The following is a 22978-nucleotide window of genomic DNA, read 5'->3' on the forward strand; positions in this document are numbered from 1 at the left end:
TTCACGCCCGCGGCTGCGTTTCCGCCTATCGCCCGAGCGCCATGGCGAGCCGCGCCGCGATCAGCCGGCCGATGAGTCGCAGCGGAAAGCCTCGAAAGCTCGGCGCGTCCTGCGGCAGCGGCAATCGCGAGCGGCGGCGCGCGACCTTTGTCCGCATCTCTATGGGCGGCAGATCGCCAGCGTAGCGAAGCCGATAGGTGGAGACCCAAAAGCCGGGGTCGAATTTCAGGAACATGCCCGTGCTGCAGCAGGAGGCGACCACCCGGCGCGTATGCGATTCGGGCTTCAGCCGGTGATCCTCGAGCAGCTCCTCACCCGCGACGCAACGAAAACGGTCGTCGCGAAAGGTAAGATAAGGCGTGCCTCCGTCGGGATCGCGCAGGAGATGGGCATGGGGCAGAGCCTCGATCCTGCGGCCGCCCTCCTGGCAATCGGAGCAATAGCAGACGGCGCTGATGATCGGCGCGCCGACCGCCTCGCAGCGCACGCGCCCGCAGGCGCAGGTGAAATCTCGGATGAGCGAAGCCATGTCGGAAATCCTCTGCTCGAAACGGACGACATTATAGCGACCCCGGCGCGAGCGTCATGCGGCGCGCAAACCGTCCTTCCTGCGCTCGATCGACCGCCGCGCATGGTCGATGGCGAGCGAGGACACAGGATACTGATCCGCCGCGGTCTCGCCATCCGCGAGCTTGTTGACGCATTCGGCGACGAGCCCGCGAAACTCCGTCTCGATCCGCTCGAGGCCGGCGCTATCGGCCGTCAGCGCCTCGTCCGCGAGGGTCAGCAGCCGGAAGACGCGGTTCTGATCCTCGACGAGCCGGCGATTGTTCCAAAGGCCGAGCAGCACGGCGATCAGCGACCCCAAAAGGCTGAGCGGAATGCCGACAATGTAGAAATATTGCTGGAACGAATCGAAAAAGCTCTGATCGCCGCTCGCGAGATAGGCGGCGACGCCAGGGTGGACGGGGAGCAGCGGGTTCTGCGCGTCGAGATCGGGCGCCTCGATCTGCGCGCCGCCCGGCGAGAGGGCGGCGAGCTTGGCCTTGGTCTTGAAAATGGAGCGGCCGATCGCCCCGGCCACCACATTGAGCATCGAAAAAGGCGCCACCAGCCGATAGGTGACGGCGAGGCCCTTCACCGTATCGTCGGGCACGGGCGGATGCGCCTTGAAGGCGCCTTCGGGGATATCCACAGATTCGAAGCCCGGAAAGCGCTTCACCAGCGCGTCGGCCTGATCCATCGGCAGAAGTTGGGGCGGGCTCTTCATCGCCTTGGCGATGGAGGCGACGACATCGACCGCCTGCCCCGGCCCGATCGGCCCGACCGCCAACGCCGCCGCCGCGCGGCCCGCACGCATGGCCGAGCCGATCTCGCCGAGCGGCAGGACAAGGCGCCTCACGCTCGCCGCGGGGACGTCGAAATAGGCGAGAATATCATCGAGCGCGTGCTGATTTTCCGCCTGCAGCGGGCCGGCGGGAATGGCGATGGTCTTGCGGGCGAGGCCGGCGGCGTCCTTGATCGGCGAGCCATGCGGCAGCACGATCGCCACCACGTCGCGGCGCAGAATGGCGATGGTCTGGCCATTGGAGGGCGGCGCGACATCGGTGCGCACGATGGCGAGATTGACCTTGCGGTCCTCGAGAGCCTTGGAGCTGGCCGAAAGATCGGCGACCGGGACCTCCTCCACGCGGAGGAAAGGATGCGTCCCGGAGACGACATGAATGAAGGTCGAGATGGTGCGCTGGGCCGGCGACATCGCCGGGCCGGTGGTGATGCGCAAGGTCGCCCGCGGCGACAGGTAATAAAAGAGCGACAGCGCCGCCGCGAGAGCGAACAGCAGAACTGCAACCCAGAAGATCAGGCGCGGCGCATGGCCTTTGGGCATGGGGCCTCCTCCCTATGCGAGGAGAAATAGGCCGCCGCGCGCCAGAGCCCACGGCCTTGTCATGCGCTCTTCCCATTCGCGCGCGCCGGGCATAAATCTCGCCGCATGAGCGATACGCCCGACCTTCCCGCAACCCTCGATGAGGAAGAAGACCTCACGGAAGAGGCCGAGGGCGCCGCTCCGCCAGAGCTCGCGGCCGATACGCCGGAAAGCGTCAAGCGCGGCGTCTCGGTCATCAAATCCTATTGGAAGAACGCGCCCAATGGGCCGGGCGTCTATCGCATGATCGCCGAGAATGGCGAGGTTCTCTATGTCGGCAAGGCCAAGAATGTCCGCAAGCGCATAGCCAGCTACACGCGCCTCGCCGGCCATGTGAATCGCATCGCGCGGATGATCTCGGCGACCGCCTCGATGATGTTCATCTCGGTCGAGACCGAGACCGAGGCGCTACTGCTCGAGACCAATCTCATCAAGCAGATGAAGCCGCGCTTCAACGTGCTGATGCGCGACGACAAGAGCTTTCCCTATATTCTCATCGCGCGCGACCATGATGCGCCGCAGATCGCCAAGCATCGCGGCGCGCGCTCACGCAAGGGCGATTATTTCGGCCCCTTCGCCAACGCCGGCGCGGTGGGGCGCGCGCTCAATGCGTTGCAGCGGGCGTTTCTGCTGCGCTCCTGCACCGATTCTTTCTACGAGAATCGCACGCGGCCCTGCCTGCTCTATCAGATCAAGCGCTGCGCCGGCCCCTGCACGGGCGAGATATCCATCGCGGATTATTCCGTGCTGGTGCAGGAGGCGCATGACTTCCTCACCGGCAAGAGCCGCTCCGTGCGCGAGCAGCTCGCCACGGAGATGACCGCGGCGGCGGAGCGGCTGGAATTCGAGCGCGCCGCGCGGCTGCGCGACCGCATATCGGCGCTGTCGCTGATCCAGGGAACGCAGGGCGTCAATCCGCACAGCGTCGAGGAGGCCGACGTCTTCGCCATCGCCAAGGAGGCCGGGCGCTTCTGCATCGAGGCGTTTTTCTTTCGCGCCTATCAGAATTGGGGTGATCGCGCCTATTTCCCGCGCGCCGACCAGAGCCTCTCCGAAGAGGAAGTGCTCGGCTCCTTCCTCGCGCAATTCTACGGCGAGCATCCGCCGGCGCCTTTGGTGCTGCTCTCCCATGTGATCGAAGATCGCGAGCTGTTGACGGAAGCGCTGTCGGACAAGCTCGGCCGCAAGGTGGAGATCGCGACGCCGCAGCGCGGCGAGAAGCGCGAGCTGGTCGAGCATGCGCAGACCAACGCCAAGCAGACGCTGACGCGCAAGCTCACCGAGGACGCCAGCCAGGAGAAGCTGCTCATCGCCCTCGGCGAGATGTTCGGCATGGAGAAGCCCCCGCGCCGCGTCGAGGTCTATGACAATTCCCATACGGGCGGCCAACAGGCCATAGGCGCGATGATCGTCGCCGGGCCGACCGGCTTCATGAAGACGCATTATCGCACCTTCAACATAAAGAGCGCCGAGATCACGCCCGGCGACGATTACGCCATGATGCGGGAAGTGCTGACGCGCCGCTTCGCCCGTATCGCGAAAGACGCAGAAAAGCCGGAGGATGAGGCGCCGGACGCTTTTCCGTCCAAGCCCGATCTCGTGATCATCGACGGCGGCCGCGGGCAATTCGACGCAGCGCGCTCCGTCGCGGCGGAGATCGGCCTCGAGGGCGTGACCATCGCCTCCATCGCCAAGGGCGCCGATCGCAACGCCGGCCGCGAGATGTTTTTCGTCGAGGGGCGCGAGCCCTTCCGCCTGCCGCCGCATGATCCGGCGCTCTATTTCGTCCAGCGCCTGCGCGACGAGGCGCATCGATTCGCCATCGGCACGCATCGGGCGCGGCGCAAGAAGGAATTCGCCAAGAACCCGCTGGACGAGATCGCGGGCGTCGGACCGGCCCGCAAAAGGGCGCTGCTGCTCGCCTTCGGCACCGCCAAGGCGGTGGCCGGCGCCGCGCTCTGCGACCTCGAGAATGTGCCGGGCGTGAACAAGGCGACGGCGCGGCTCGTCTTCGACCATTTCCAGCGCGGCTGAAACGGCGAACGGCTAAAATTTGTGCGCGGCCCGGCGACGGTCTCGCCGGCGCGCGCCGAGCGGCAAAATGCCGGTTTTGCCGAAGCTTCCCGCCGCTGCGCGGGAGACCGGACCGGCGGCGGAGGAGCGCGGCGCCGGCGAAGAGTCCGTCTCTTCTATTGACAAGGGAGGCGCTCGCCATGTTCCTTCGCGGCATGACATCGACGGCCATTCCGCCGCGCCGCGGGCGCGCGCTCTCCCTGCCCAATATTCTGACCTATGGCCGGCTCGTCGCCGTGCCCGTGGTCGCGGGCCTGCTGCAATGGCCGGACGAGCATTGGATGCGCTGGACGGCGCTCGGCGTCTTCACCGCCGCCGCCATCACCGACTTCTTCGACGGCTATCTCGCCCGCGCCTGGGCGCAGCAGTCGACGCTCGGCGCCATGCTCGACCCCATAGCCGACAAGCTGCTCGTCGCCGCCACTCTGCTGATGGTGGTCGCCGATCAGACGATCTCCGGCCCGACGATCTGGGCGGCGCTCATCATCCTCTGCCGCGAGATTCTCGTCTCCGGCCTGCGCGAATATCTCGCCGAGCTGAAAGTGCCGCTTCCGGTGAGCGCCATCGCCAAATGGAAGACGACGCTGCAGCTCTTCGCGCTCGGCTTCTTCATCGCCGGCCCGGCCGGCGAGCTGGTGCTGCCGGGCACGGTGAACATCGGCAGCGTGCTGCTGTGGATCGCCGCGCTGCTGACGCTCTACACCGGCTATGACTATATGAGAGCCGGCTGGGCGCATTTCGGATCGGACGAGGCGCAATGAAGGCTCTCTATTTCGCCTGGGTGCGCGAGCGAATCGGCCGCGCCGAGGAGGAGCTCTCCCCTCCCCCGGAGGTGGCGACCGTCGGCGAGCTGATCGCCTGGCTGAAGTCGCGCGACGAGGCCTATGCTCTGGCTTTCGAGAACGCCGCCGTCATTCGCACGGCGATCGACAAGGCCCATGTGCGCCATGAGACGCCGATCGCCGGAGCGCGCGAGATCGCCTTTTTCCCGCCGATGACCGGAGGATAGGGGGCGAGTAGCGAGTAGCGAGTAGCGAATAGTTCTACTCGCTACTCGCTACTCGCTACTCGCTACTCGCTACTCGCTACTCGCTACTCGCTACTCGCTCATGACCCCCACCATCCGCATCCAATCCGCCCCCTTCGATCCCGGCCATGAGGCCGCGCTGATCGAGGACGGCCGCCGCGACATTGGCGCGATCGTCTCCTTCACCGGCCTCTGCCGCGACGAGGATGGGACGCTCGCGGCGCTGGAGCTCGAGCATTATCCCGGCATGGCCGAGGCGGAGATCGCCCGCGTCGCCGAGGAGGCGCTCGCCCGCTGGCCGCTATCGGCGCTCACTGTCATCCATCGCCACGGGCGCATTCTGCCGGGCGAGAGAATCGTGCTCGTCATCACGGCCGCGCGCCATCGCGGCGATGCCTTCGCCGCGGCGGAATTTCTGATGGATTATCTGAAGACGCGCGCCCCCTTCTGGAAGAAGGAGCATCGCGCCGACGGCAGCGTCGGCGACTGGGTCGAGGCCAAGGCCAAGGACGACGCCGCCGCCGAACGCTGGAACAAGTAGCTAGAGCCTCGTCACCGCCCCATCCGCCGTCGTGACGCGAATGTCGGCATAACGGCAGGCGCCGCGACGGCGCTGGAAGGGCGTGACCGCCAGCAGCCAAATATGGCTGATCGCCTTGGCCGGCCCGCCGATATGGGCGGCGTAATCGGCGGCGACGTCGCGCTCCAGCGCCCGCCACTCGCCGAGCCCCGCTGCGCCCGAATCGACGACCATATGAGTCTCGACCGCGCTCCAGCCGGCGAGCGGGCAGCGGAAGACTTTTCCGGTCGGCAGGCCAGCGCTCCAGAAATAGGTGAGGTCCTGCCCGTCCTCGAATTTCACGCCGATCGACAGATAGTCGTGAAAGGGCGGCGCATCCTCCGGCTTCGCAGAAGGAAGCTGGTCGATCTTCCAGCGCCAGCCGAGCTTGGGCCGCGTGCCGAAGGCGAGCGGCAGCGGACGCTCTATGATGGAGGCGCTCCCAGCGCTCTCGCAGACGATCTCGCCATTCGCCTCGCGGCCGAACACTTCGGCGCCGCCGCCGAGACTGAAGAGATCGTTCCAGCCTTGCGGCAATTTGCGGCCGCGTTTCAGCCTGGCGATCTCCGCCGCTATGCGGCCGTCCACATCGCCCGATGCGGCGAGGCTCTCTAGTCCGGCGAGCGCCTCGCCCTTCCAGACCAGCGCGACGCCGACGATCTTCACCTCCTGCTTGCGATACTCCGCTTCGGGCGTCCACAGCCTGCCGTCCGCGTCGGCGAATTGCGCGGCGGAGCGGGCGATCTCCAGCGGGCCGTCATGGGCGGCGGTCATTGTGCCCGTATCGACGCCGGGGCTGTAGATCGGCCTTTTGCCGCGCGTGCGGGCATGAAAGACGAGGCCCGGTGAGAACCAGAGGTCATAGGGCCGCGCAATCCACATGCGGCCGGTGACGAGAAAGCTGACCTGCTGACCCTTGGCCGCCGTGAGGCCGAGGTCGATCCACGGCAGATCATCGCCATCGATCTCGAACACACGATAGGAAACGAGCTCGCCTGAATGGGCGCGCGCGATCAGCCCCTCCATGTCGCGTTTGAAAGCGTCGCGCTCGAGATCGGCGCTCTCGGCCATTGCGGCCGGAGCGATGAAAGGCAGAGCCGCGCCCAGCGCGCCCATCTGCAACATCTCGCGCCGAGACAATCCGGCCGACGCGCGTCCGAGACAATAGAGGCACATATCCAAAAATCCTCCCCGAACTCGGGCAAATCCCCCGATGGATCGGCCTTTGTGAGCCGATAGGGAATGCTATCGTCCGGCCGCTGGCGACGCTTGCCAGGACATGCCGAAAACGCCGTTCGATGGCGCGCGAGGGCAGATGCGACAAACCGGCTACACACGCGCGAGCACGCTGGGGCCGATCGCCGAGGTCGTCGGCGCCACCGGCGGCTCGATCGAGCGCGTGTTTCGCCGCGCTGAGCTCCCGCTCGGCCTGCTCGAATCGCCGGACACGCTGCTGCCGCTGCGCGATCATTTCCGCCTGCTCGCCGCCTCCTCCCGAGAGCTGGCCGACGAGGCCTTCGCCGCCCGTCTCGGCCGCAGGACGTCGATCGCCGGCCTCGGCGTCTATGGCAAATGGGTGACGCTGGCGCCGACGCTGCTCGAAGCCATCCATCGCGCCGGAACGAGCCTGCCGCATATGCTGCAGAGCGCGACGCGGCTGGTCCTGCGACGACAAAGCGAGGAGGTCGTCTGGTCCTATGAGCTGGACGACCCTGCGACGGAGGGCCGGCCGCAGAATGAGATGCTGGCCGTCTGGTATATGATCGCCCTCGTGCGGCATTTCGCCGGCGCGCGCTGGCTGCCGCGCCGCGTGATGTTCGGCGGACTGCCGGCGAGCGCGCGACGATCGATCGGCGAGCAGATGGGCGCGGACATCGTGCTCTGCGACGGCCCGGGCTCGATCGTCTTTGATCAGCGGCTGCTGATGACGGTCAATCCGCGACTGGGCGAAGGCGATGGACTAGACGCCGAGGAGATCGCCCGCATCTTCGACATTCCGGCGCCGGACGATCTTCCCGGCAAGATCGGCGTGCTCATCGAGCTGGAGCTGCTCGGCGGCCGTCCTACGCTCGAAACCGTCGTGCGGCGGGCCGGGCTGTCGAAGCGCACACTCCAGCGACGGCTCGGCGATCTCGGGCTCAGCTACGCCGATCTCCTGCGCGACACGCTGCAGCGCCGCGCAATTCGTCTGCTGCGCCGATCGGACCTATCGATCACCGAGATCGCCGCCCGGCTCGGCTATAGCGATCCGGCGCATTTTACCCGCGCCTTCGAGCAGTGGAGCGGCCTCGCGCCCAGCCGCTGGCGCGAATTGGCGAGAACGGCGGATCGATAGGCGTGAGACGAAAAAGGCGGCCGCTGGGGCCGCCTTTCTCATTTTCTGCGAAAGAAGCTCATTCCGTAAAGGCGAGCGCCCCGCCCGGCAGCTGCTGCTCCACGCCCTTGTAGCGGTTGGAGCGCTGTCCCATCATCGTCTCGAACGCCTCGTGAACCTCGCTCACCGACTTCGGCTTCATCTTCTTGCCCTGACGGGCGAAGAAGATCGGCTTATTGGCGCGGGCGGGCCGCGGCAGCAGCTTGGCGGCCGGCGTGTTCGGCGCCTCCTCCACCTTCGCCATGAAGCGGGCGGCGTCGTCCGGCCCCAGGAAGTGGATGAGATAGGTCTCGCCCACGGTCAGCGGACGGCCGATTCGCTCGGCGATGCGCTCGCCGTCGTGCTTCAGCATCTCGGCGGCGAAGACCGCGGAGAGATAGGGGTCGTTGCGCATGGCCAGAATCTCGGAGCGCTTCTGCGGCGCGACGCGATAGGCGCCGTCGATCGCCTCGGCCGCGGCCTCCTGGCCATAGCTACGGCCGAACATGCGCACGGCCTTCAGCCAGGTCGAATCGATGAACTGGAACAGGCCGCTCGCCGAGGAGGTGCTGGCCTTTGCCTTGGGCGCGAAGCTCGACTCCTTGTCGGCGATCGCCATCAGCATGACCGGATCGGAGCCGGTGGTCTTGGCCGCCTGCACCACATGCTCGACAATGGCGCGGGCGACGCGCACCGGGCCGAATTGCAGCACCGCCGGGGCGGCGCCGGAGAGGCTCGCCTGCGCCTCATTGGCGACGTCGGCGGCGCCGGACCAGGCCTTCACCGCCTCGCCCATCGCTTCGGCCGCATCGGCGTCGAGCGGCTGATCGGTGAGGCCGCGATTGGTCAGAAAGAACAAGGGCGGCGGCGCGCGGCGGCTCTGCGCGCCGCCTCGCGACGCCTCCGACAGTCTGAACCGGCCCCAGCCGTCTGGCATAGACAGCAGCGCGGCCACCAGGGCGAAGGCGAGAGCCGTCGCTATGGCGAAAGCGCGAAGGAGCATGTGAACGGATCCGTCGGCCCCCGCGAGGGGGCGGTCCGCGTCTGCGCGGTCGAACACGGGCAGAAAGCGCGACCATTTCGGCGCCGACGCTTCGCCGCGAACGGCAGGAGCTATCGCTTCGAAAGACACTCTGTTTCATTCCTCGCTGTTGTTTGGACGAGACAGAGGCTAGCAACCGCGAGGGGCGAAAAATCGACTGCGCGCGTCACGCGCGCGTCACATTCGGGCGGGGCTCCGTAGTTCCCACAAACCCTTAAAAATGAAGCGATCGTCTACGTACGGAGCCGGCCGGCCGATTCGCCCGCCACATTTGCGCCGAATCGACACAGCCACGCTTGCGATTGAAAAAGCTGGGATTTTTTCGAATCGTCAGAAGCTGGTCAGCTTCGACAGCATATTGCGGATGAAATTGAACTCGGCCCCGGCCGTGGGCGTCGTGCGGCTGATGAAATCGACGACCTTGCCGTCCTTCAGCCCATAGTCCGCGATGCGCTGGACCTTTTTCGTCTTGTCGAAATAGACGGAGAGAATGTGCTGGTCGGCGACCTCGGGCGGCAGGAAGGCGAGCTCGCGCTCGATGCGCTGGCTGACATAGTACCAGGCGTCGCCGCCGATCGTCGATGTCGTCGAGGGCGTGCCGAGCAGAGCCAGCACTTGCGGAGCCGCCATGCCGACCTTCACCTGCGCGGCCTTGCGCTCCTCGATGATGGCGCCGCGATTGATGACGCCGTCATAGCCGAGGCACCCGGCGAGCGGCGCGGCGACCAAAGCGAGCGCGGCGAGGCGGCGGGCCTGCCGCGAGACGACGACGAGCGAAACCCGAGACCGCATTTTTCTCTCCGCGCTACGCCTCTCCCGAGGCCGACCTCTATCGCGACAATGTTCGAGCTTGCCTAACTCTCGCTCTGCGCGAAAGCAAGCAGCGACGCCTCCGGCGCAACCCTCGGGCTGGCGTCCGCGCCTCTTCGACCGTATCAATGGCCGGAAAATGGCGAAGCTTCGACCAATGGGCGCGGCGCCCATCTATATTTCATATTGTCGGCCGAGGCGGCGACGTCCGAGGAGAAGGAGCGGCGAATGAGCGACGATCTGCAATTGCCCGAAACCCCGTTCTCGCGCCCTCTCGCCGCCGTCGACATTCCCGAGGATGGGCTGGAGCTGACCATTTCCGCCGACGCCTCCGAGCGCGCGGCCCTCGCCGAGGCGGATGATCTCGTCGCGCTGGGCCGCCTCGAGGCGAAGCTGAAAGTGACGCGCGCGGGCCGCGGCGGCTTGCGCGTCGCCGGCGAGCTCATCGCCGATGTTCGCCAGACCTGCGTGGTGACGCTCGAGGAGTTCGACTCCCGCGTCGTCGAGCCCATCGACGTGTCCTTTGCGCCGGAGGCCGCCCCCGCCGCCCCGCCCGCGACGGAACGTATGTCCCGGCGCCGGCGCGAAGCGGAGCCCGAGGAGCCGAAAGAGCCGAGAGCGAGCCGGCACATCGCCGATCTCGACGAGGATGCGCCCGATCCGCTCGTCGATGGGCGAATCGATCTCGGCGCCATCGTCGCGGAATTTCTGGCGCTGGCGCTCGATCCCTATCCTCGCAAGCCCGGGGCGCTCTTTGCTCCGCCTGAAGAGAAGGTGGAGGAAGAGAAGCCGCCGGCGAAAGTCTCGCCCTTCGCCGGCCTGCGCGACGCGCTCGGCAAGGGGCGCAGAAACTGAGCCCGGCTTTGCAAAAGCGTGATGGAGAGCCTGTAGATTCGGCGGCATGCGACGATGCGTCGAGACCGGCTCGCTCGTGGGAAGCTGGAGCGACGGCAGGAATTGCTCTTGCGCTGGCGCCGCGCAAATGGCAATTCGTCAGCCGCTGGCGCCTTGGGCCGGCGGCGAGCCCGGTCCGTGACGAGAAATCGCGAGGAACCGAGGGCAAAAGCGGGCCATAGCGGCTCCGCTTCGCCGCATCTTTCGCGCGTCCGGCGGCCCCGTGGGGCGGAGCGTTGCGGGCCGCGCGGACATTCGCAATTCGTATTCAGTTCGGGAGACGAGGCAGAATGGCGCAGCCCATTCGCATAGCGTTGGACGCCATGGGCGGCGATCATGGTCCGAAAGTCACCATAGCCGGCGCCGCCATCGCTCACGATCGTCATCCAGACAGCAGCTTCCTGCTGTTCGGCGACGAAGGGCAGATTCGCGCCGAGCTGGCCGCGCATCCGCGCCTCGCCCATGTCGCGACCGTCCGTCACTGCGACGTCGCCGTGCGCATGGACGACAAGCCCAGCCAGGCGCTGCGCTCCGGCCGCCGCGTCTCCTCCATGTGGCAGGCGATCGAGGCGGTGAAGAAAGGCGAGGCCGATGTCGCCATCTCCGCCGGCAACACCGGCGCGCTGATGGCGATGGCGAAGGTCTGCCTGCGCACAATGGCCAAGATCGAGCGTCCGGCGCTGGCCTGCCTATGGCCTGCCCCGACGGCGCGCGGCTACTCCATCGTGCTCGACGTCGGCGCCTCCATCGGCGCGGACGCGCGCCATCTCGTCGATCTCGCCGTCATGGGCGCGGCGATGGCGCGCTCGCTCTTCGACCTCGAGCGGCCGAGCGTCGGCCTGCTCAATGTCGGCGTCGAGGAGATCAAGGGCGTCGAGGAGGTCAAGACCGCCTCGCGTCTGCTGAAGGAGGCCGAGCTTCCCGATCTCGACTATCACGGCTTCGTCGAGGGCGACGAGATCGGCAAGGGCGTCGTCGATGTCGTCGTGGTCGAGGGCTTCTCCGGCAATATCGCGCTGAAGACCGCCGAGGGCACGGCGACTCAGATCACCAATTATCTGCGCGAGGCGATCGGGCGGAGCTGGCTCGCCAAGCTCGGCTATCTGCTGGCGCGCGGCGCCTTTCGCGAGCTGCGCGACAAGATCGACGTTCGCAACATCAATGGCGGCGTGTTTCTCGGCCTCGAGGGGATCGTCATCAAGAGCCATGGCGGCGCCGATGCGCTGGCCTTCGCCCGCGCGGTCGAGATCGGCTATGAGATGGCGCATCAAGGCCTGCTCTCCAAGATCCGCGACATGCTGGCCTCGAGCCGCCGCGACGACCAGGAAGCCGCTCAGTGACTCTTATCCAGCGCCCTCTGCGCTCTGTCGTCGTCGGCCTCGGCAGCTATCTGCCGAGCCGCATCCTCACCAATGAGGAGCTCGCCGCCACGGTCGACACCAGCGACGAATGGATCACGCAGCGCACCGGCATAAAGGAGCGTCACATCGCCGCGCCCGGCGAGACCACCTCTATGCTCGGCGAGAAAGCGGCGCGCGCCGCGCTGGCCGACGCCGGTCTCGGCCCGGAGGATATCGATCTCGTCATCGTCGGCACATCGACGCCCGACTATACTTTTCCCTCCACGGCGACGCAGATTCAGGCCGCGCTCGGCATGACGCACGGCGCCGCCTTCGATCTTCAGGCCGTGTGCTCGGGTTTCGTCTACGCGCTGACGACGGCGGAGAAGTTTCTTCGCTCCGGCTCGCACAAGCGCGCGCTCGTGATCGGCGCTGAGACATTCTCTCGCATTCTCGACTGGAAAGACCGCACGACCTGCGTGCTGTTCGGCGATGGCGCCGGCGCCATAGTGCTCGAGGCGCGCGAGAGCGAAGGCTCGCTCGCAGAGCGCGGCATATTGACGACGCATTTGCGCTCGGACGGACGCCATCGCGCGAAATTGCATGTCGATGGCGGCCCCTCCTCGACCGGAACGGTCGGCCATTTGCGCATGGAAGGGAAGGAAGTGTTCCGCTTCGCCGTCGGCATGGTGACGGATGTCGTGACGGACGCCTTCGCAGCGACTGGCTTCACGGCGGCCGATCTCTCCTGGTTCGTGCCGCATCAGGCCAATCGCCGCATCATCGACATGTCGGCGACGAAGCTCGGCATCGCGCCGGAAAAAGTCGTCGCCACAGTGCATTTGCACGGCAACACCTCGGCCGCCTCCATTCCCCTCGCATTGTCGGTCGCGCGCGACGACGGACGCATCAAGCGTGACGATCTCGTGATGCTCGAGGCGGTCGGCGGCGGTTTTACATGGGGTTCGGCGCTCATCCGCTGGTGAGGCGCCACGAAATCCCGGTCGTGAAACTGCAACCTGTGCTTGATTTCCTCCGTAGTTTCTGAAAAATAATCAAATTGAGTTTTTCGCTCCTCGCGATCGGGGTCTGCGGCGGCCTGTTGCGATCGTCCGCGACGAACCCTTCTCGCGCGAGAGTTGTCACAAGGCAGAAAAAAAAGTCGAGCTCGACGATGCTAGTTTCGTTTTGAATCGATAAGGCCGATCATGTCGCAAAATGTTTCAGAAAAAGCCCCGCCGGCAGTCGAAGACCTTTCCCGGGACGAAAACGTCATTTCCGAGACGCCAACCTCACAGGGACATCACACGGTGACGCGCGCCGATCTCGCAGACGCCGTGCATCGCCGCATCGGTCTCTCGCGCGCCGAGTCCGGCGAGTTCGTCGAAGCTGTGCTGTCCGAGATTTTCAACGCCATCGTCTCCGGCGATGATGTGAAGCTCTCCTCCTTCGGCTCCTTTCATATTCGCTCCAAAGGCGAGCGCGTCGGACGCAATCCCAAGACAGGCGCCTCGGCGCCGATCACCGCGCGCCGCGTCGTGATGTTCAAAGCGTCCAATGTGCTGCGAGGACGCATCAACGGACATCACGAGACAGAGGATTAGCGCTTTCCGATCGAGCGGCGCCGTTCGATCGGAATTTGCGTCCCCGGATCGTTTCGCTTGCCGAAGCCTCGATCCGCGACGTAGAAGCGCGCCATGAGCGAGCGAGCCAGAGACTCTGCGCAGACGTTCGGACGAGCGTCCATGCCCACCGCCGTCTGGGCGCTGGGCGTTACCTCGCTGTTCATGGATTTCTCCTCCGAGATGATCCATGCGCTGCTGCCGGTCTATCTCGCCGGAACGCTCGGCGTCGCCATCGCCGAAATCGGCTGGATCGAAGGCGCGGCGGAAGCGACGGCGCTCGCCGTGAAGGTGGTCTCGGGCCGCATCTCGGACATGATCGGCCGGCGCAAAGGGCTGGCGCTGTTCGGCTACGGCCTCGCCGCGGCGACCAAGCCGATCTTTCCGCTCGCCGGCGGCGCGACGGAGGTGATCGCCGCGCGCGTGCTCGACCGTGTGGGCAAAGGATTGCGCGGCGCGCCGCGCGATGCGCTGATCGCCGACGTCACAACGCCAGAGCAGCGCGGGGCCGCCTATGGCCTGCGCCAGACGCTCGATACGGTTGGCGCGGTCATCGGCCCGCTGGCGGCGATCGGCCTGATGCTGGCGACGCATGACGACACGCGCTTCGTCTTTTGGATCGCCTGCCTGCCGGCGCTGATCTGCGTGCTGGTTCTCGCAGTCTTCGTTCACGAGCCGGAGGAGACACGCCCGCCCGCTACGGGCCGCAAGGCGCTGCTCGCCGGATTTTCTGATTTGCCGCGCGCCTTTTGGCTCCTGCTCTCCTTCGGCGCCCTGCTCGCCGCGGCGCGAGTGGGCGAAGCGTTTCTCGTGCTGCGGGCGACGGGCGCCGGCTTGCGCATCGCCTTCGCGCCGCTGACGCTTGTCGCAATGTCCTTCGTCGCCATGCTAGCCGCCTATCCGGCCGGCAAGCTCGTCGATCGCTGGAGCGAGCGCCGGCTGCTCATCGCCGCGAGCGTGACGCTGGCGATCTCCGAGGCCGCGCTCGCGGCGTCGCAGGACCTCGCTTTCATCTTTGTCGGGATCGCGCTCTGGGGCCTACATATAGCGCTGGCGCAAGTGGCCTTCTCGGCTCTGGTCGCCCGCGCCGCGCCGGCGCATTTGCGCGCCACCGGCTTCGGCGTTTTTGGCCTCGCCAACGCCGTGGCGGTGATCGCCGGCAATGTCGCCTTCGGCGTGCTGGCCGAGGCGAGCGGCCAAGGCTTCGCCTATGGCTGCGCCGCCATCGCCGCGCTGGCGCCGCTGGCGCTTCTGCCGGCCATGTCGGGAGAGGACGAAGCGCGCCATGGCTAAAGCACGCCAGAGCTTCGTCTGCCAGAGCTGCGGGGCGGTGACGAACCGCTGGCAGGGCCGCTGCGAATCCTGCAACGAGTGGAACACGATCGTCGAGGAGAATGGCGGCGCCGGCGGCGGCTTCGGTCCGACGGCGCGCGTCGGGCGCGGCCGGCCTTTCGCGCTCGAGGCGCTGGCCGGCGACGCAAGCCCTGCCCCGCGCATCGCCACCGGAATTGAAGAATTCGACCGTGTGACCGGCGGCGGCTTCGTGCCCGGCTCGGTGGCGCTGCTCGGCGGCGAGCCGGGCATCGGCAAATCGACGCTGCTGATCCAGGCCTGCGCGGCCCTCGCGCGGCGGGGCGAGCGCGTCATCTATATTTCCGGCGAAGAGGCCGCGGCGCAGGTGCGGCTGCGCGCCGAGCGGCTCGGCCTTTCCGACGCCCCGGTCGAGCTCGCCGGCGCCACGCAGGTCGAGGATATTCTCGCCACCTGTTCCGCCGGCAAGCGCGCGGCGCTGATCGTCATCGATTCGATTCAGACCATGCATACGGAGGCGGCCGATTCGGCGCCCGGCACGGTGACGCAAGTGCGCGCCAGCGCCCAGGCGCTGCTGCGCCACGCCAAGCTCAGCGGCTCCACCGTGATTCTCGTCGGCCATGTCACCAAGGACGGCCAGGTCGCCGGCCCGCGCGTCGTCGAGCATATGGTCGACGCTGTGCTCTCCTTCGAGGGCGACAGCGCGCATCACTTCCGCATGCTGCGCGCCTCCAAGAACCGATTCGGCGCGACCGGTGAGATCGGCGTCTTCGAGATGACCGGCGCCGGCCTCGCCGAGGTCGCCAACCCCTCCGCCCTGTTTCTCGCCGGCCGCGACGCCGCTGCGCCGGGCGCCGCCGTGCTCGCCGGCATGGAGGGCCAGCGCCCCATGCTGGTGGAGATTCAGGCCCTGGTCGCGCCCACCTCGCTCGGCACGCCGCGCCGCGCCGTCGTCGGCTTCGATTCGAATCGGCTTTCGATGATACTCGCCGTGCTGGAAGCCCATGCCGGGCTGAAGCTCGGCATGCATGATGTCTATCTCAATGTCGCTGGCGGCCTGCGCGCCGATGAGCCGGCCGCCGATCTCGCCGCCGCAGCGGCGCTCGTCTCCTCGCTGACCGGCGCCACTCTGCCCGCCGAGCTGCTGTTTTTCGGCGAGATCGCGCTCTCCGGCGCGGTGCGGCCGGTCATTCACGCCGGCGCACGGCTGAAGGAGGCCGGCAAGCTCGGCTTTCGCCGCGCCGTGCTGCCGCAGGCGCAGCAGACGAGCGAAGACGACAAAGCGTCGGGAGTCGCTTTGTCGCATTGCGGCCATGTCGCCGCGCTGGTCGCCGACATTGCGAAAGATTCGGTCGGCGCGCGCGAGCGTGGACGTCCGCAGCGGCAGAGCTGACGCCGCCGGAAGGCTTTTTCGCGCGCCTGAACGACCGGCGCGGCTGCGCGAACCTCTTTCCCCTCCGCTCAGAATACGTAGTCACGGCCCTGACAAATAGGTGTTTTTACTTGTTCACCTCAACAAACATCACAGGAATGACGACGTAGACGCAGAATAATCGGTGCAGCGCCCGGCGGGGATGGTTGCAGAAAATTAACCACGCGCAATAATGATTTCATTCAGCGAATCACGCGTTTTTCAAGTTTCCACGAGGCCGACCAATGCAATCTCGGGAATTTGCGGAGACGAGCAGAGAAATCGCCCGCTGGAGTGAACCATTAGTCGCGGATCGAATATTCAGTGTCTACGAGGCCTGGTTTCGAGGACGTCGACAGATGTGGGACGCTCTGGGACGGCAGCATTGCCGCATGTGGCGCAGCCTGCTCGAGGGCGAGCCGCTCATGGCGCGCGACGCCCGCAACGATCTCGTTCTGCTCGCGCGCCGCGCCAATATAGAAGAGCGCTCGCTCGAGGCCATAGACGAGACGGTGATGGACGAGCTCTTCCGCGTTATCTTGCGCCGCTGGCAGGGCCGCGACGAGGCCCGCCTGCACGGCATGGCGCTGATGATCGCCGCCTCCACCCTGGGAGAGATTCGCCGCGCCGCCTGAGCGCCCATGCGGCCGCCCCGCTTCCTCCGCGCGCCGCCTTCGCCGCGCCTCTCGCGGCCATGCCGCCCGCGCGCGCTTCTCGCAAATGCCGCAATCGCGGGGTTTGTAGCGCCTGTTCGCGCGCGCTTGTGGACAAACAGCGCCGCCCGCGCCGGGACGTGACGAATTTGGGCCGCTCCCTTATACTCTGCGCCGAGATTCCGACGGCGATGACGAACGCGCCGGCCTCGAGCTTCAGCTGCGCCTTTCGGAGCGCGGCCCGAGCGCCGAGCGCGACCCAAGGGATTCACGTTAGAGCGCCCGACCGCGCTCTAGAGCAGACGAAACACGAGAGGCCTTGCACATGCCGTCCTATCTCGATCTCGCCGTCACCATAGTGGTGCTGGTCTCGGGCCTGCTCGCGCTGCTGCGCGGCTTCACGCGCGAGGTGCTGGCCATTTTGTCCTGGGTGGCGGCCGCAGCGGCGGCCTACTACTTGCATCCGTTGCTCGTGCCTTATGTGAAACCCTATGTGCCGAAGGATAATATCGCCCTGCTGGCGGCGGCGGCGGTCGTGTTCTTCGCAACGCTGGTGGTCGTGTCCTTGTTCACCGTGAAGCTCTCGGACGTCATTCTCGACTCCAAGATCGGCGCGCTGGACCGCACGCTGGGCTTCCTCTTCGGCGCGGCGCGCGGCTTGCTGCTCGCCGTGGTGGCCTTCCTGTTCTATGCTTGGCTGGTGCCGGACGCGAGCCAGCCGGAGTGGATCAAGAACGCCCGCACCAAGCCGGTGCTGCAGGCCTCCGGCGACAAGCTGCGGGAATATCTGCCCGACGACATCGAGGGGTTGGTCGCCAAGATCAAGACGAAGAAGGGCGTCGGCGCGGAAGAGCCGCCGGCCGAGTCCGACGGCGACGCCGGCAAGAGCGACGCCGAGACCGCGCCCGAAAAGCGCGGCGATCTTACAAATCATCCGTCCGTCGCCACATATGGCGCGAACGAGCAACAGAAACTGGACGCCCTCGTCTCCGGGCGAAAAGCGCGCTGAGCGTGGGCGAGTGGGCGAGACGCCCGAGGAGAGAAGCGAATGAGCGGTTCGGACTTGGACGGCGGCGGCGGGCGTCCTTCCATGTCGGACGATGATCTCGACGGCGACCGGCTCCGCGAATATTGCGGGGTCTTCGGCATATTCGATCATCCCGAGGCGACGGTTCTGACCGCGCTCGGACTGCATGCGCTGCAGCATCGCGGACAGGAGGCGGCGGGCATCGTCGCCTTCGACGGCAAGCGCTTCAACTCGGAGCGCCGCCTCGGCCTCGTCGGCGATCATTTCTCGCATGAGAGCACGATCAAGCGCCTGCCCGGCAATTCGGCGATCGGCCATGTCCGCTACGCCACGACCGGCGAGACGATCCTGCGCAATGTGCAACCGCTGTTCGCCGAGCTCAACACGGGCGGCTTCGCCATCGGCCACAATGGCAATCTCACAAACGCCCATACGCTGCGCCGCGATCTGATCGAGGAAGGCGCGATCTTCCAATCGACCTCCGACACGGAGGTGATTCTTCATCTCGTGGCGCGTAGCCGCAAGACGCGGCTGGTCGAGCGCTTCATCGAGGCGTTGCGCTCCATAGAGGGCGCCTATGCGCTGGTGGTGCTCTCCAATAAAAAGCTAATCGGCGCGCGCGATCCGCTCGGCATTCGCCCGCTCGTGATCGGCGAGCTGGACGGCAAATACATCCTCGCCTCGGAGACCTGCGCGCTGGACATCATCGGCGCCCGCTTCGTCCGCGACGTCGAGAATGGCGAGGTCGTCATCATCTCCGAGGAAGGACTGGAGAGCGTCAAGCCTTTCCCGCCGCAGGCGATGCGTCCCTGCATCTTCGAATACATTTATTTCGCGCGTCCCGATTCCATCGTCCACGGCCGGCCCGTCTATGAGGTGCGCAAAGCTATGGGCGCGGAGCTCGCCCGCGAGCGGAGGATCGAGGCGGATGTCGTCGTGCCCGTGCCGGATTCCGGCGTGCCGGCGGCGCTCGGCTATGCGCGCGAGTCGGGCATTCCCTTCGAGCTCGGCATCATCCGCAATCATTATGTCGGCCGCACCTTCATTCAGCCGACGCAGACCGTGCGCGAGATCGGCGTGCGCCTGAAGCACAGCGCCAATCGCTCCGTCGTCTCCGGCAAGCGCGTGATCCTGATCGACGATTCGATCGTGCGCGGCACCACCTCGGTGAAGATCGTGCAGATGATGCGCGACGCCGGCGCGCGCGAGGTGCATTTCCTCATCTCCTCGCCGCCGATCACCAATCCCGATTATTACGGGATCGACACGCCGCAGAAGGAGAAGCTGCTCGCCGCGACGCATACGCTCGAGGAGATGCGGCAATATATCGGCTCGGACAGCCTGGCCTTTCTGTCGATCGATGGCATCTACCGCGCCATGGGCGAGGAGAAGCGCGATCCCGTGCGGCCGCAATTCACCGACCATTGCTTCACGGGCGATTATCCGACGACGCTCACCGATGTGACGGAGGAGCGCGTGAGGACGCAGCTGTCGCTGCTGGCGGAGGCGAGCTGAGCGCATAGATTGCCGGAATTGCGCTGGCGACGAGCGCGCGGCTCGTCACGCGCGATTTCGCGGATCTCGACTCAGAGATGACGAATCCTCGGAGCGAATGCGCGCCTGCGGCGGCGCAAATCGCCGCCCCCGAAATTCGGGGGCGGCGCAGCCGATTATTCACCAGCTGTATTTCAGCCCGCCCTTGCCGCCATAGCTGCGCGTCAGATCCGAAAACTCGCCCTGGAAATCCACGAAGAGCGCGAGCCGATCTTCGAGATAGAGCTGCGCGCCGGCCTTGATCTGCGCGAGATTATAGGCCTCCCGCGGACCGAAGACGGAAAAGCTCGCCCCCGGCAGCGCGACCAGCGTATTGGTCATGCGTCGCTGCGGGAAGAACTCATGCACCCAAGCGACGCTGCCCGTGGGCGTGACGCGCCAGCCATTGTCGAGGCGGAAGCTGTCGGAGAAGCGCAGGCCGAGGAAGGTCGGCAGCGAGGTCGTCGATTGACCTCTATTCGTCAGCGCCAGCGGGCTCGCCGGATTGAGGCCCTTCTCGGTGAAGGCGTCGGATTCGTAGAAGGCGACCTCCGCCGCGGCGAAGGGCGTCAGCTTCACGCGGCCGATGTCATAGCCATGGCCGATCTCGCCACGCGTGCGATATTCGCGCGAGGAGAAATCCGCGGTGAGCTTGTCATAGGGCAGGAAGCCGAAGCCGCCGGCCGTGCGCGTCGTCGAATTCTGGAAGACGCTGAATGTCTCGCTCAATTCGACATAGGAACGGCCGAAGAGACGGCTCGTATAGACGCCGCCGTGGAAAGCGGTGATCTCGCCGCTGCTCTGCTGCGACGCGACGGAGAAGTTCGATGAGCTGCCGCCCGCCGCGACGCCGATGAGCCAATCGGGATCGATCTGATAATCGAGACCGATGATTCCGCCATAATAATTGGCCTTGGCGGAAGGCGCGCCGAGGCCGGCGTCCGCCGAGGTGTCCACCGCGCCGCCGAAGAAGGAGCCCCAGGCGCGCCATGTGCGGGTGAAAGCCGGCGGGCTCTTCACGACGATGGGGCCTTTGCGCGATTCGAGCTTGGTATAGTTGAGCGCGCCGGCGACGCTCTCGCGCGAGGTGATTCCGGTTACATCGCTCATCTCGCCGGAGCGCCAGAAGGCGGCCTGATCGGCGATCGCCGAGCTCGCCAGCGCGCCGACATGGATCGCCGTCGATTGCGCGCCCGCGAGGCCGGCGCCGCTCAGCGTGTCGAAGCTCGCTTGCGCGCCCTGCGCCGTCTGCAGATAGAGCGTGTTGAACAGGCTCGCGCCCGCTGCGCCATAGGGGCCAATGCTCGCCGCCGTCAGCGCATTGGCCACGGCGCGCTGATTGGCGCTCGCCGCCACCGCGCCGAAGGCGAGATCATTGCGGTTCAAGCTCAGATAGACATTATTCGCGTCATAGCCGAGCCGCGGCGTCAGAAAGGCGAGATTGGTTCCAACGCTGGCGAAGCTCCCCGTAACGCCGCCCTGGGCGTTGAGGATGGTGTAGGACGTGCTCGGCAGATAGAGGCCGGAGCCGGCGAGAACATTCACCGAGCCGTTGAGCGCGGCCGTCCCCGTGACATTGGTCCGATCCGCGAGCAGCGGCGTCGCGCGCACCGAATAGATCGAGCCCGGCTGGAAGGCGAGCGCGCCTTTGACGGTCAGCGTCCCGATCGTGTCCACAGCGCCGGGCGCGAGCGTTCCGCCCGAATTCACCGTCACATTGCCGACCGTGCCGGCGCCGGCCAGCGTGCCGCCCGCATTCACCGTGCTCGCCGAGACGATCGAGCCGGCGACTTCCAGCGTGCCGCCATTGACGATGGTCGGCCCCGTGTAAGTGTCCGCTCCGGTGAGCGTCAGACGGCCGGTTCCATTCAATGTGAGGCCGCCCACGCCGGAAATGTCGTTGTTCCACGAATCCCGGGCGTTGAAGCCGCCGAGCGCCGCATTCATCGTCACGGAGACCTGCGAGCCGAAGGAGCCATAGCCATCCGCGGCGGCGAAGAGATTGAGCCGCGCATAGCCCGAGCCGTCGTCGAGCGGCTGGCCGGAGGCGAGCTCCGTCGTCGCCAGCACGTCGCGCAGCTGCGCCGTGGTGAGATAGGGAAAGCGGCTGGCGATCAGCACTTCCGCGCCGACGGGAACGACCGGCGCGAGATTGGTGGCGCCGACCGGCGAGAGGCCATAGGTCAGCCAATAGGTGTAATTGGCCTTGTCGGTCGCAATGCTGCTGAAGCGATCCGTCGCCGATGTCGTCGCGCAAGCGGCGACGCCGCCGGAGCATGTGCTCAGCAGCGCGCGAAGATCGCTCTGCGCCGCGGAAAAGAGCGCGGGGAAATCGCTGGTCGTGGTGATGGTCCCGCCGAGCAGGCCCGGCACGGTCCGATTGGCGTAATCGGAATTGCCGTTCAATATCTGCACCAGATCATAATAGGTCTGGATGCGCGCGCCGATGACGTCCAGCGGATAATGCGCGCCGAGCACGATGCGGCTGTTGCCGAATTCGGCTCCGCGCGTGATGAGCTGCTGATAGCGCTCGGGAACCATGATCGCGAGCAGCAGGCTCGACGTGAAGCCATAGGTGGAGTGGCCGCTCGGGAAGGAGGCGTTGCTCTTCAGCGTCGGAATGACGGCCTTGGCCGTATCCGTGCTGACGCCGAAATAGTCATTGGCGACGAAGGTCTGAATCTGCGTCGGCGCCACCTGCGCCGGACGGCTGTCGCCCACGGTGTTGGCGTTGGCGGGCAGCGGATTATAGGCCTTGTCATAGACATTGAACTGGCCGCCGGCCGGCAGCGAGACGCCGACCGCCTGATGCGCCGGATTGCCATCCGTGCTGCCATTGGCGAAATAATTCTTGGTGAAGGCCGAGTCGCCCGCCGTGATCAGCGTGTTGATCTGGGTGAAGAGGCTGGAGAAATTCGTCGACAGGCTCGTCGCGGTGAAATTGGCCGCGACGGAGTCCTTGGTCGCGAAAACAGCGAAAAGCTTGGAGCCGAGGCCGTCCGCCACCGACATGCCATTCTGCATGGAGCCGACGAGGGCCGCGATCGTATTGTCGGAAATCGCCTGCGCCCGCACCGCCGCGGAGGAATTATTGTTGATGCTGATCGCGGTGGCGAGATTTTGATTCAGAACAGTGACGCCCGCCGGCGTGTTGCCGAGAAGGCTGAACCCGGAGAGCAGATTGGCATTGGCGATATTGGTCGCCGATTGCGCCATGGCGGCATTAGGCGCAATGCCGAAGGCGCCGGCGAAGGCCGCCGAGGCCAAGAGACGTCGTTTCATTTTTGCGGCTCTCCTCATGAACTTAGCTGGAACTTTGCTGTTCGCTTGCCCCTATTGCTCCTTCGTGTATGCCTGATGACATCGCGGCCGAGACAACGCGGCCCCGCTCTTGCT

The 22978-nt window shown here is 66.2% G+C and carries 20 protein-coding genes; 14 read left to right on the forward strand and 6 right to left on the reverse strand.

The window, feature by feature from the left end; genetic code table 11:
- Nucleotides 1-25: 25 nt before the first annotated feature.
- On the reverse strand, nt 26-529 hold the full coding sequence (locus tag EDE12_RS14840) for a hypothetical protein (RefSeq protein ID WP_036291042.1): 504 nt from the start codon (nt 527-529) through the stop codon (nt 26-28).
- Nucleotides 530-583: 54 nt separating this feature from the next.
- Entirely contained in the window at nt 584-1888 is a 1305-nt protein-coding gene (locus EDE12_RS14845) for a TAXI family TRAP transporter solute-binding subunit (protein WP_026599052.1), read from the reverse strand.
- A gap of 105 nt (nt 1889-1993) precedes the next feature.
- Between EDE12_RS14845 and uvrC the strand changes: the two genes are divergently transcribed.
- From uvrC to EDE12_RS14865, 4 genes are all read left to right on the forward strand, one after another.
- Nucleotides 1994-3961 carry an excinuclease ABC subunit UvrC gene (gene uvrC, locus EDE12_RS14850; protein WP_026599053.1) on the forward strand — a complete coding sequence of 656 codons (1968 nt, stop codon included), beginning with the start codon at nt 1994-1996 and terminating at the stop codon, nt 3959-3961.
- Between the two features lie 179 nt (nt 3962-4140).
- Nucleotides 4141-4761 (forward strand): CDP-diacylglycerol--glycerol-3-phosphate 3-phosphatidyltransferase, encoded by a 621-nt coding sequence (gene pgsA / locus EDE12_RS14855; protein ID WP_245267348.1) that lies wholly within the window; start codon nt 4141-4143, stop codon nt 4759-4761.
- Nucleotides 4758-5009: a molybdopterin converting factor subunit 1 gene (moaD, locus tag EDE12_RS14860; RefSeq protein ID WP_024880614.1), complete on the forward strand. Its 252-nt coding sequence runs from the start codon at nt 4758-4760 to the stop codon at nt 5007-5009. The genes pgsA and moaD overlap by 4 nt, the downstream gene beginning before the upstream one ends.
- A gap of 100 nt (nt 5010-5109) precedes the next feature.
- The gene (locus tag EDE12_RS14865) at nt 5110-5568 is read left to right on the forward strand and encodes a molybdenum cofactor biosynthesis protein MoaE (protein WP_024880615.1); all 459 of its coding nucleotides are present in this window, start codon (nt 5110-5112) and stop codon (nt 5566-5568) included.
- Here the strand turns inward: EDE12_RS14865 and EDE12_RS14870 are convergent, their stop codons facing one another.
- A complete protein-coding gene (locus EDE12_RS14870; RefSeq protein WP_026599054.1) occupies nt 5569-6762 on the reverse strand; it encodes a DUF3047 domain-containing protein in 1194 nt (397 codons plus the stop codon).
- A gap of 139 nt (nt 6763-6901) precedes the next feature.
- Here EDE12_RS14870 and EDE12_RS14875 point away from each other — a divergent pair, with 139 nt between their 5' ends.
- On the forward strand, nt 6902-7921 hold the full coding sequence (locus EDE12_RS14875; protein WP_026599055.1) for an AraC family transcriptional regulator: 1020 nt from the start codon (nt 6902-6904) through the stop codon (nt 7919-7921).
- Nucleotides 7922-7979: 58 nt separating this feature from the next.
- On the opposite strand, the gene EDE12_RS14880 is transcribed toward EDE12_RS14875, so the two are convergent.
- Both EDE12_RS14880 and EDE12_RS14885 read right to left on the reverse strand, forming a co-directional pair.
- Nucleotides 7980-8942, reverse strand: a complete 963-nt coding sequence (locus tag EDE12_RS14880; protein ID WP_245275784.1) for a transglycosylase SLT domain-containing protein — start codon at nt 8940-8942, stop codon at nt 7980-7982.
- A gap of 369 nt (nt 8943-9311) precedes the next feature.
- Nucleotides 9312-9773 (reverse strand): outer membrane protein assembly factor BamE, encoded by a 462-nt coding sequence (locus EDE12_RS14885; RefSeq protein ID WP_036291045.1) that lies wholly within the window; start codon nt 9771-9773, stop codon nt 9312-9314.
- A gap of 246 nt (nt 9774-10019) precedes the next feature.
- Here EDE12_RS14885 and EDE12_RS14890 point away from each other — a divergent pair, with 246 nt between their 5' ends.
- The 9 genes from EDE12_RS14890 to purF all read left to right on the forward strand — a co-directional run bounded on the left by EDE12_RS14890 (nt 10020) and on the right by purF (nt 19564).
- On the forward strand, nt 10020-10646 hold the full coding sequence (locus tag EDE12_RS14890) for a YceD family protein (protein ID WP_036291694.1): 627 nt from the start codon (nt 10020-10022) through the stop codon (nt 10644-10646).
- A 329-nt stretch (nt 10647-10975) separates the two neighbouring features.
- Nucleotides 10976-12025, forward strand: a complete 1050-nt coding sequence (gene plsX, locus EDE12_RS14895; protein ID WP_024880621.1) for a phosphate acyltransferase PlsX — start codon at nt 10976-10978, stop codon at nt 12023-12025.
- Complete coding sequence (locus tag EDE12_RS14900; protein ID WP_024880622.1) at nt 12022-13011, forward strand: beta-ketoacyl-ACP synthase III; 990 nt, start codon at nt 12022-12024, stop codon at nt 13009-13011. The genes plsX and EDE12_RS14900 overlap by 4 nt, the downstream gene beginning before the upstream one ends.
- Before the next feature lie 222 nt (nt 13012-13233).
- Nucleotides 13234-13629, forward strand: coding sequence for an integration host factor subunit alpha (locus EDE12_RS14905; protein ID WP_024880623.1), 396 nt, complete (start codon nt 13234-13236; stop codon nt 13627-13629).
- A 141-nt stretch (nt 13630-13770) separates the two neighbouring features.
- Nucleotides 13771-14940: an MFS transporter gene (locus EDE12_RS14910; RefSeq protein WP_036291048.1), complete on the forward strand. Its 1170-nt coding sequence runs from the start codon at nt 13771-13773 to the stop codon at nt 14938-14940.
- Nucleotides 14933-16351, forward strand: a complete 1419-nt coding sequence (gene radA, locus EDE12_RS14915) for a DNA repair protein RadA (protein WP_024880625.1) — start codon at nt 14933-14935, stop codon at nt 16349-16351. The genes EDE12_RS14910 and radA overlap by 8 nt, the downstream gene beginning before the upstream one ends.
- 377 nt (nt 16352-16728) lie before the next feature.
- Nucleotides 16729-17004, forward strand: a complete 276-nt coding sequence (locus EDE12_RS14920; protein ID WP_024880626.1) for a hypothetical protein — start codon at nt 16729-16731, stop codon at nt 17002-17004.
- A gap of 343 nt (nt 17005-17347) precedes the next feature.
- A complete protein-coding gene (locus EDE12_RS14925) occupies nt 17348-18031 on the forward strand; it encodes a CvpA family protein (protein WP_024880627.1) in 684 nt (227 codons plus the stop codon).
- Between the two features lie 39 nt (nt 18032-18070).
- The gene (purF, locus tag EDE12_RS14930; RefSeq protein ID WP_051592512.1) at nt 18071-19564 is read left to right on the forward strand and encodes an amidophosphoribosyltransferase; all 1494 of its coding nucleotides are present in this window, start codon (nt 18071-18073) and stop codon (nt 19562-19564) included.
- 159 nt (nt 19565-19723) lie between these two features.
- Here the strand turns inward: purF and EDE12_RS14935 are convergent, their stop codons facing one another.
- Nucleotides 19724-22864 (reverse strand): autotransporter domain-containing protein, encoded by a 3141-nt coding sequence (locus EDE12_RS14935; RefSeq protein WP_026599063.1) that lies wholly within the window; start codon nt 22862-22864, stop codon nt 19724-19726.
- Nucleotides 22865-22978: the final 114 nt, after the last annotated feature.

Source organism: Methylosinus sp. sav-2, from assembly GCF_004366495.1.
GTDB lineage: Bacteria > Pseudomonadota > Alphaproteobacteria > Rhizobiales > Beijerinckiaceae > Methylosinus.

Excerpts from the sequence above, each read along its gene's own strand:
- EDE12_RS14865 (WP_024880615.1), top strand. The coding sequence starts at position 5,110 with ATGACCCCCACCATCCGCATCCAATCCGCCCCCTTCGATCCCGGCCAT.
- radA (WP_024880625.1), top strand. The coding sequence starts at position 14,933 with ATGGCTAAAGCACGCCAGAGCTTCGTCTGCCAGAGCTGCGGGGCGGTG.
- EDE12_RS14910 (WP_036291048.1), top strand. The coding sequence starts at position 13,771 with ATGCCCACCGCCGTCTGGGCGCTGGGCGTTACCTCGCTGTTCATGGAT.
- pgsA (WP_245267348.1), top strand. The coding sequence starts at position 4,141 with ATGTTCCTTCGCGGCATGACATCGACGGCCATTCCGCCGCGCCGCGGG.
- EDE12_RS14920 (WP_024880626.1), top strand. The coding sequence starts at position 16,729 with ATGTGGGACGCTCTGGGACGGCAGCATTGCCGCATGTGGCGCAGCCTG.
- EDE12_RS14840 (WP_036291042.1), bottom strand. The coding sequence starts at position 529 with ATGGCTTCGCTCATCCGAGATTTCACCTGCGCCTGCGGGCGCGTGCGC.
- moaD (WP_024880614.1), top strand. The coding sequence starts at position 4,758 with ATGAAGGCTCTCTATTTCGCCTGGGTGCGCGAGCGAATCGGCCGCGCC.
- purF (WP_051592512.1), top strand. The coding sequence starts at position 18,071 with ATGAGCGGTTCGGACTTGGACGGCGGCGGCGGGCGTCCTTCCATGTCG.
- EDE12_RS14905 (WP_024880623.1), top strand. The coding sequence starts at position 13,234 with ATGTCGCAAAATGTTTCAGAAAAAGCCCCGCCGGCAGTCGAAGACCTT.
- EDE12_RS14875 (WP_026599055.1), top strand. The coding sequence starts at position 6,902 with ATGCGACAAACCGGCTACACACGCGCGAGCACGCTGGGGCCGATCGCC.
- EDE12_RS14885 (WP_036291045.1), bottom strand. The coding sequence starts at position 9,773 with ATGCGGTCTCGGGTTTCGCTCGTCGTCGTCTCGCGGCAGGCCCGCCGC.
- EDE12_RS14845 (WP_026599052.1), bottom strand. The coding sequence starts at position 1,888 with ATGCCCAAAGGCCATGCGCCGCGCCTGATCTTCTGGGTTGCAGTTCTG.
- EDE12_RS14935 (WP_026599063.1), bottom strand. The coding sequence starts at position 22,864 with ATGAAACGACGTCTCTTGGCCTCGGCGGCCTTCGCCGGCGCCTTCGGC.
- EDE12_RS14890 (WP_036291694.1), top strand. The coding sequence starts at position 10,020 with ATGAGCGACGATCTGCAATTGCCCGAAACCCCGTTCTCGCGCCCTCTC.
- EDE12_RS14870 (WP_026599054.1), bottom strand. The coding sequence starts at position 6,762 with ATGTGCCTCTATTGTCTCGGACGCGCGTCGGCCGGATTGTCTCGGCGC.
- uvrC (WP_026599053.1), top strand. The coding sequence starts at position 1,994 with ATGAGCGATACGCCCGACCTTCCCGCAACCCTCGATGAGGAAGAAGAC.
- EDE12_RS14880 (WP_245275784.1), bottom strand. The coding sequence starts at position 8,942 with ATGCTCCTTCGCGCTTTCGCCATAGCGACGGCTCTCGCCTTCGCCCTG.
- EDE12_RS14925 (WP_024880627.1), top strand. The coding sequence starts at position 17,348 with ATGCCGTCCTATCTCGATCTCGCCGTCACCATAGTGGTGCTGGTCTCG.
- plsX (WP_024880621.1), top strand. The coding sequence starts at position 10,976 with ATGGCGCAGCCCATTCGCATAGCGTTGGACGCCATGGGCGGCGATCAT.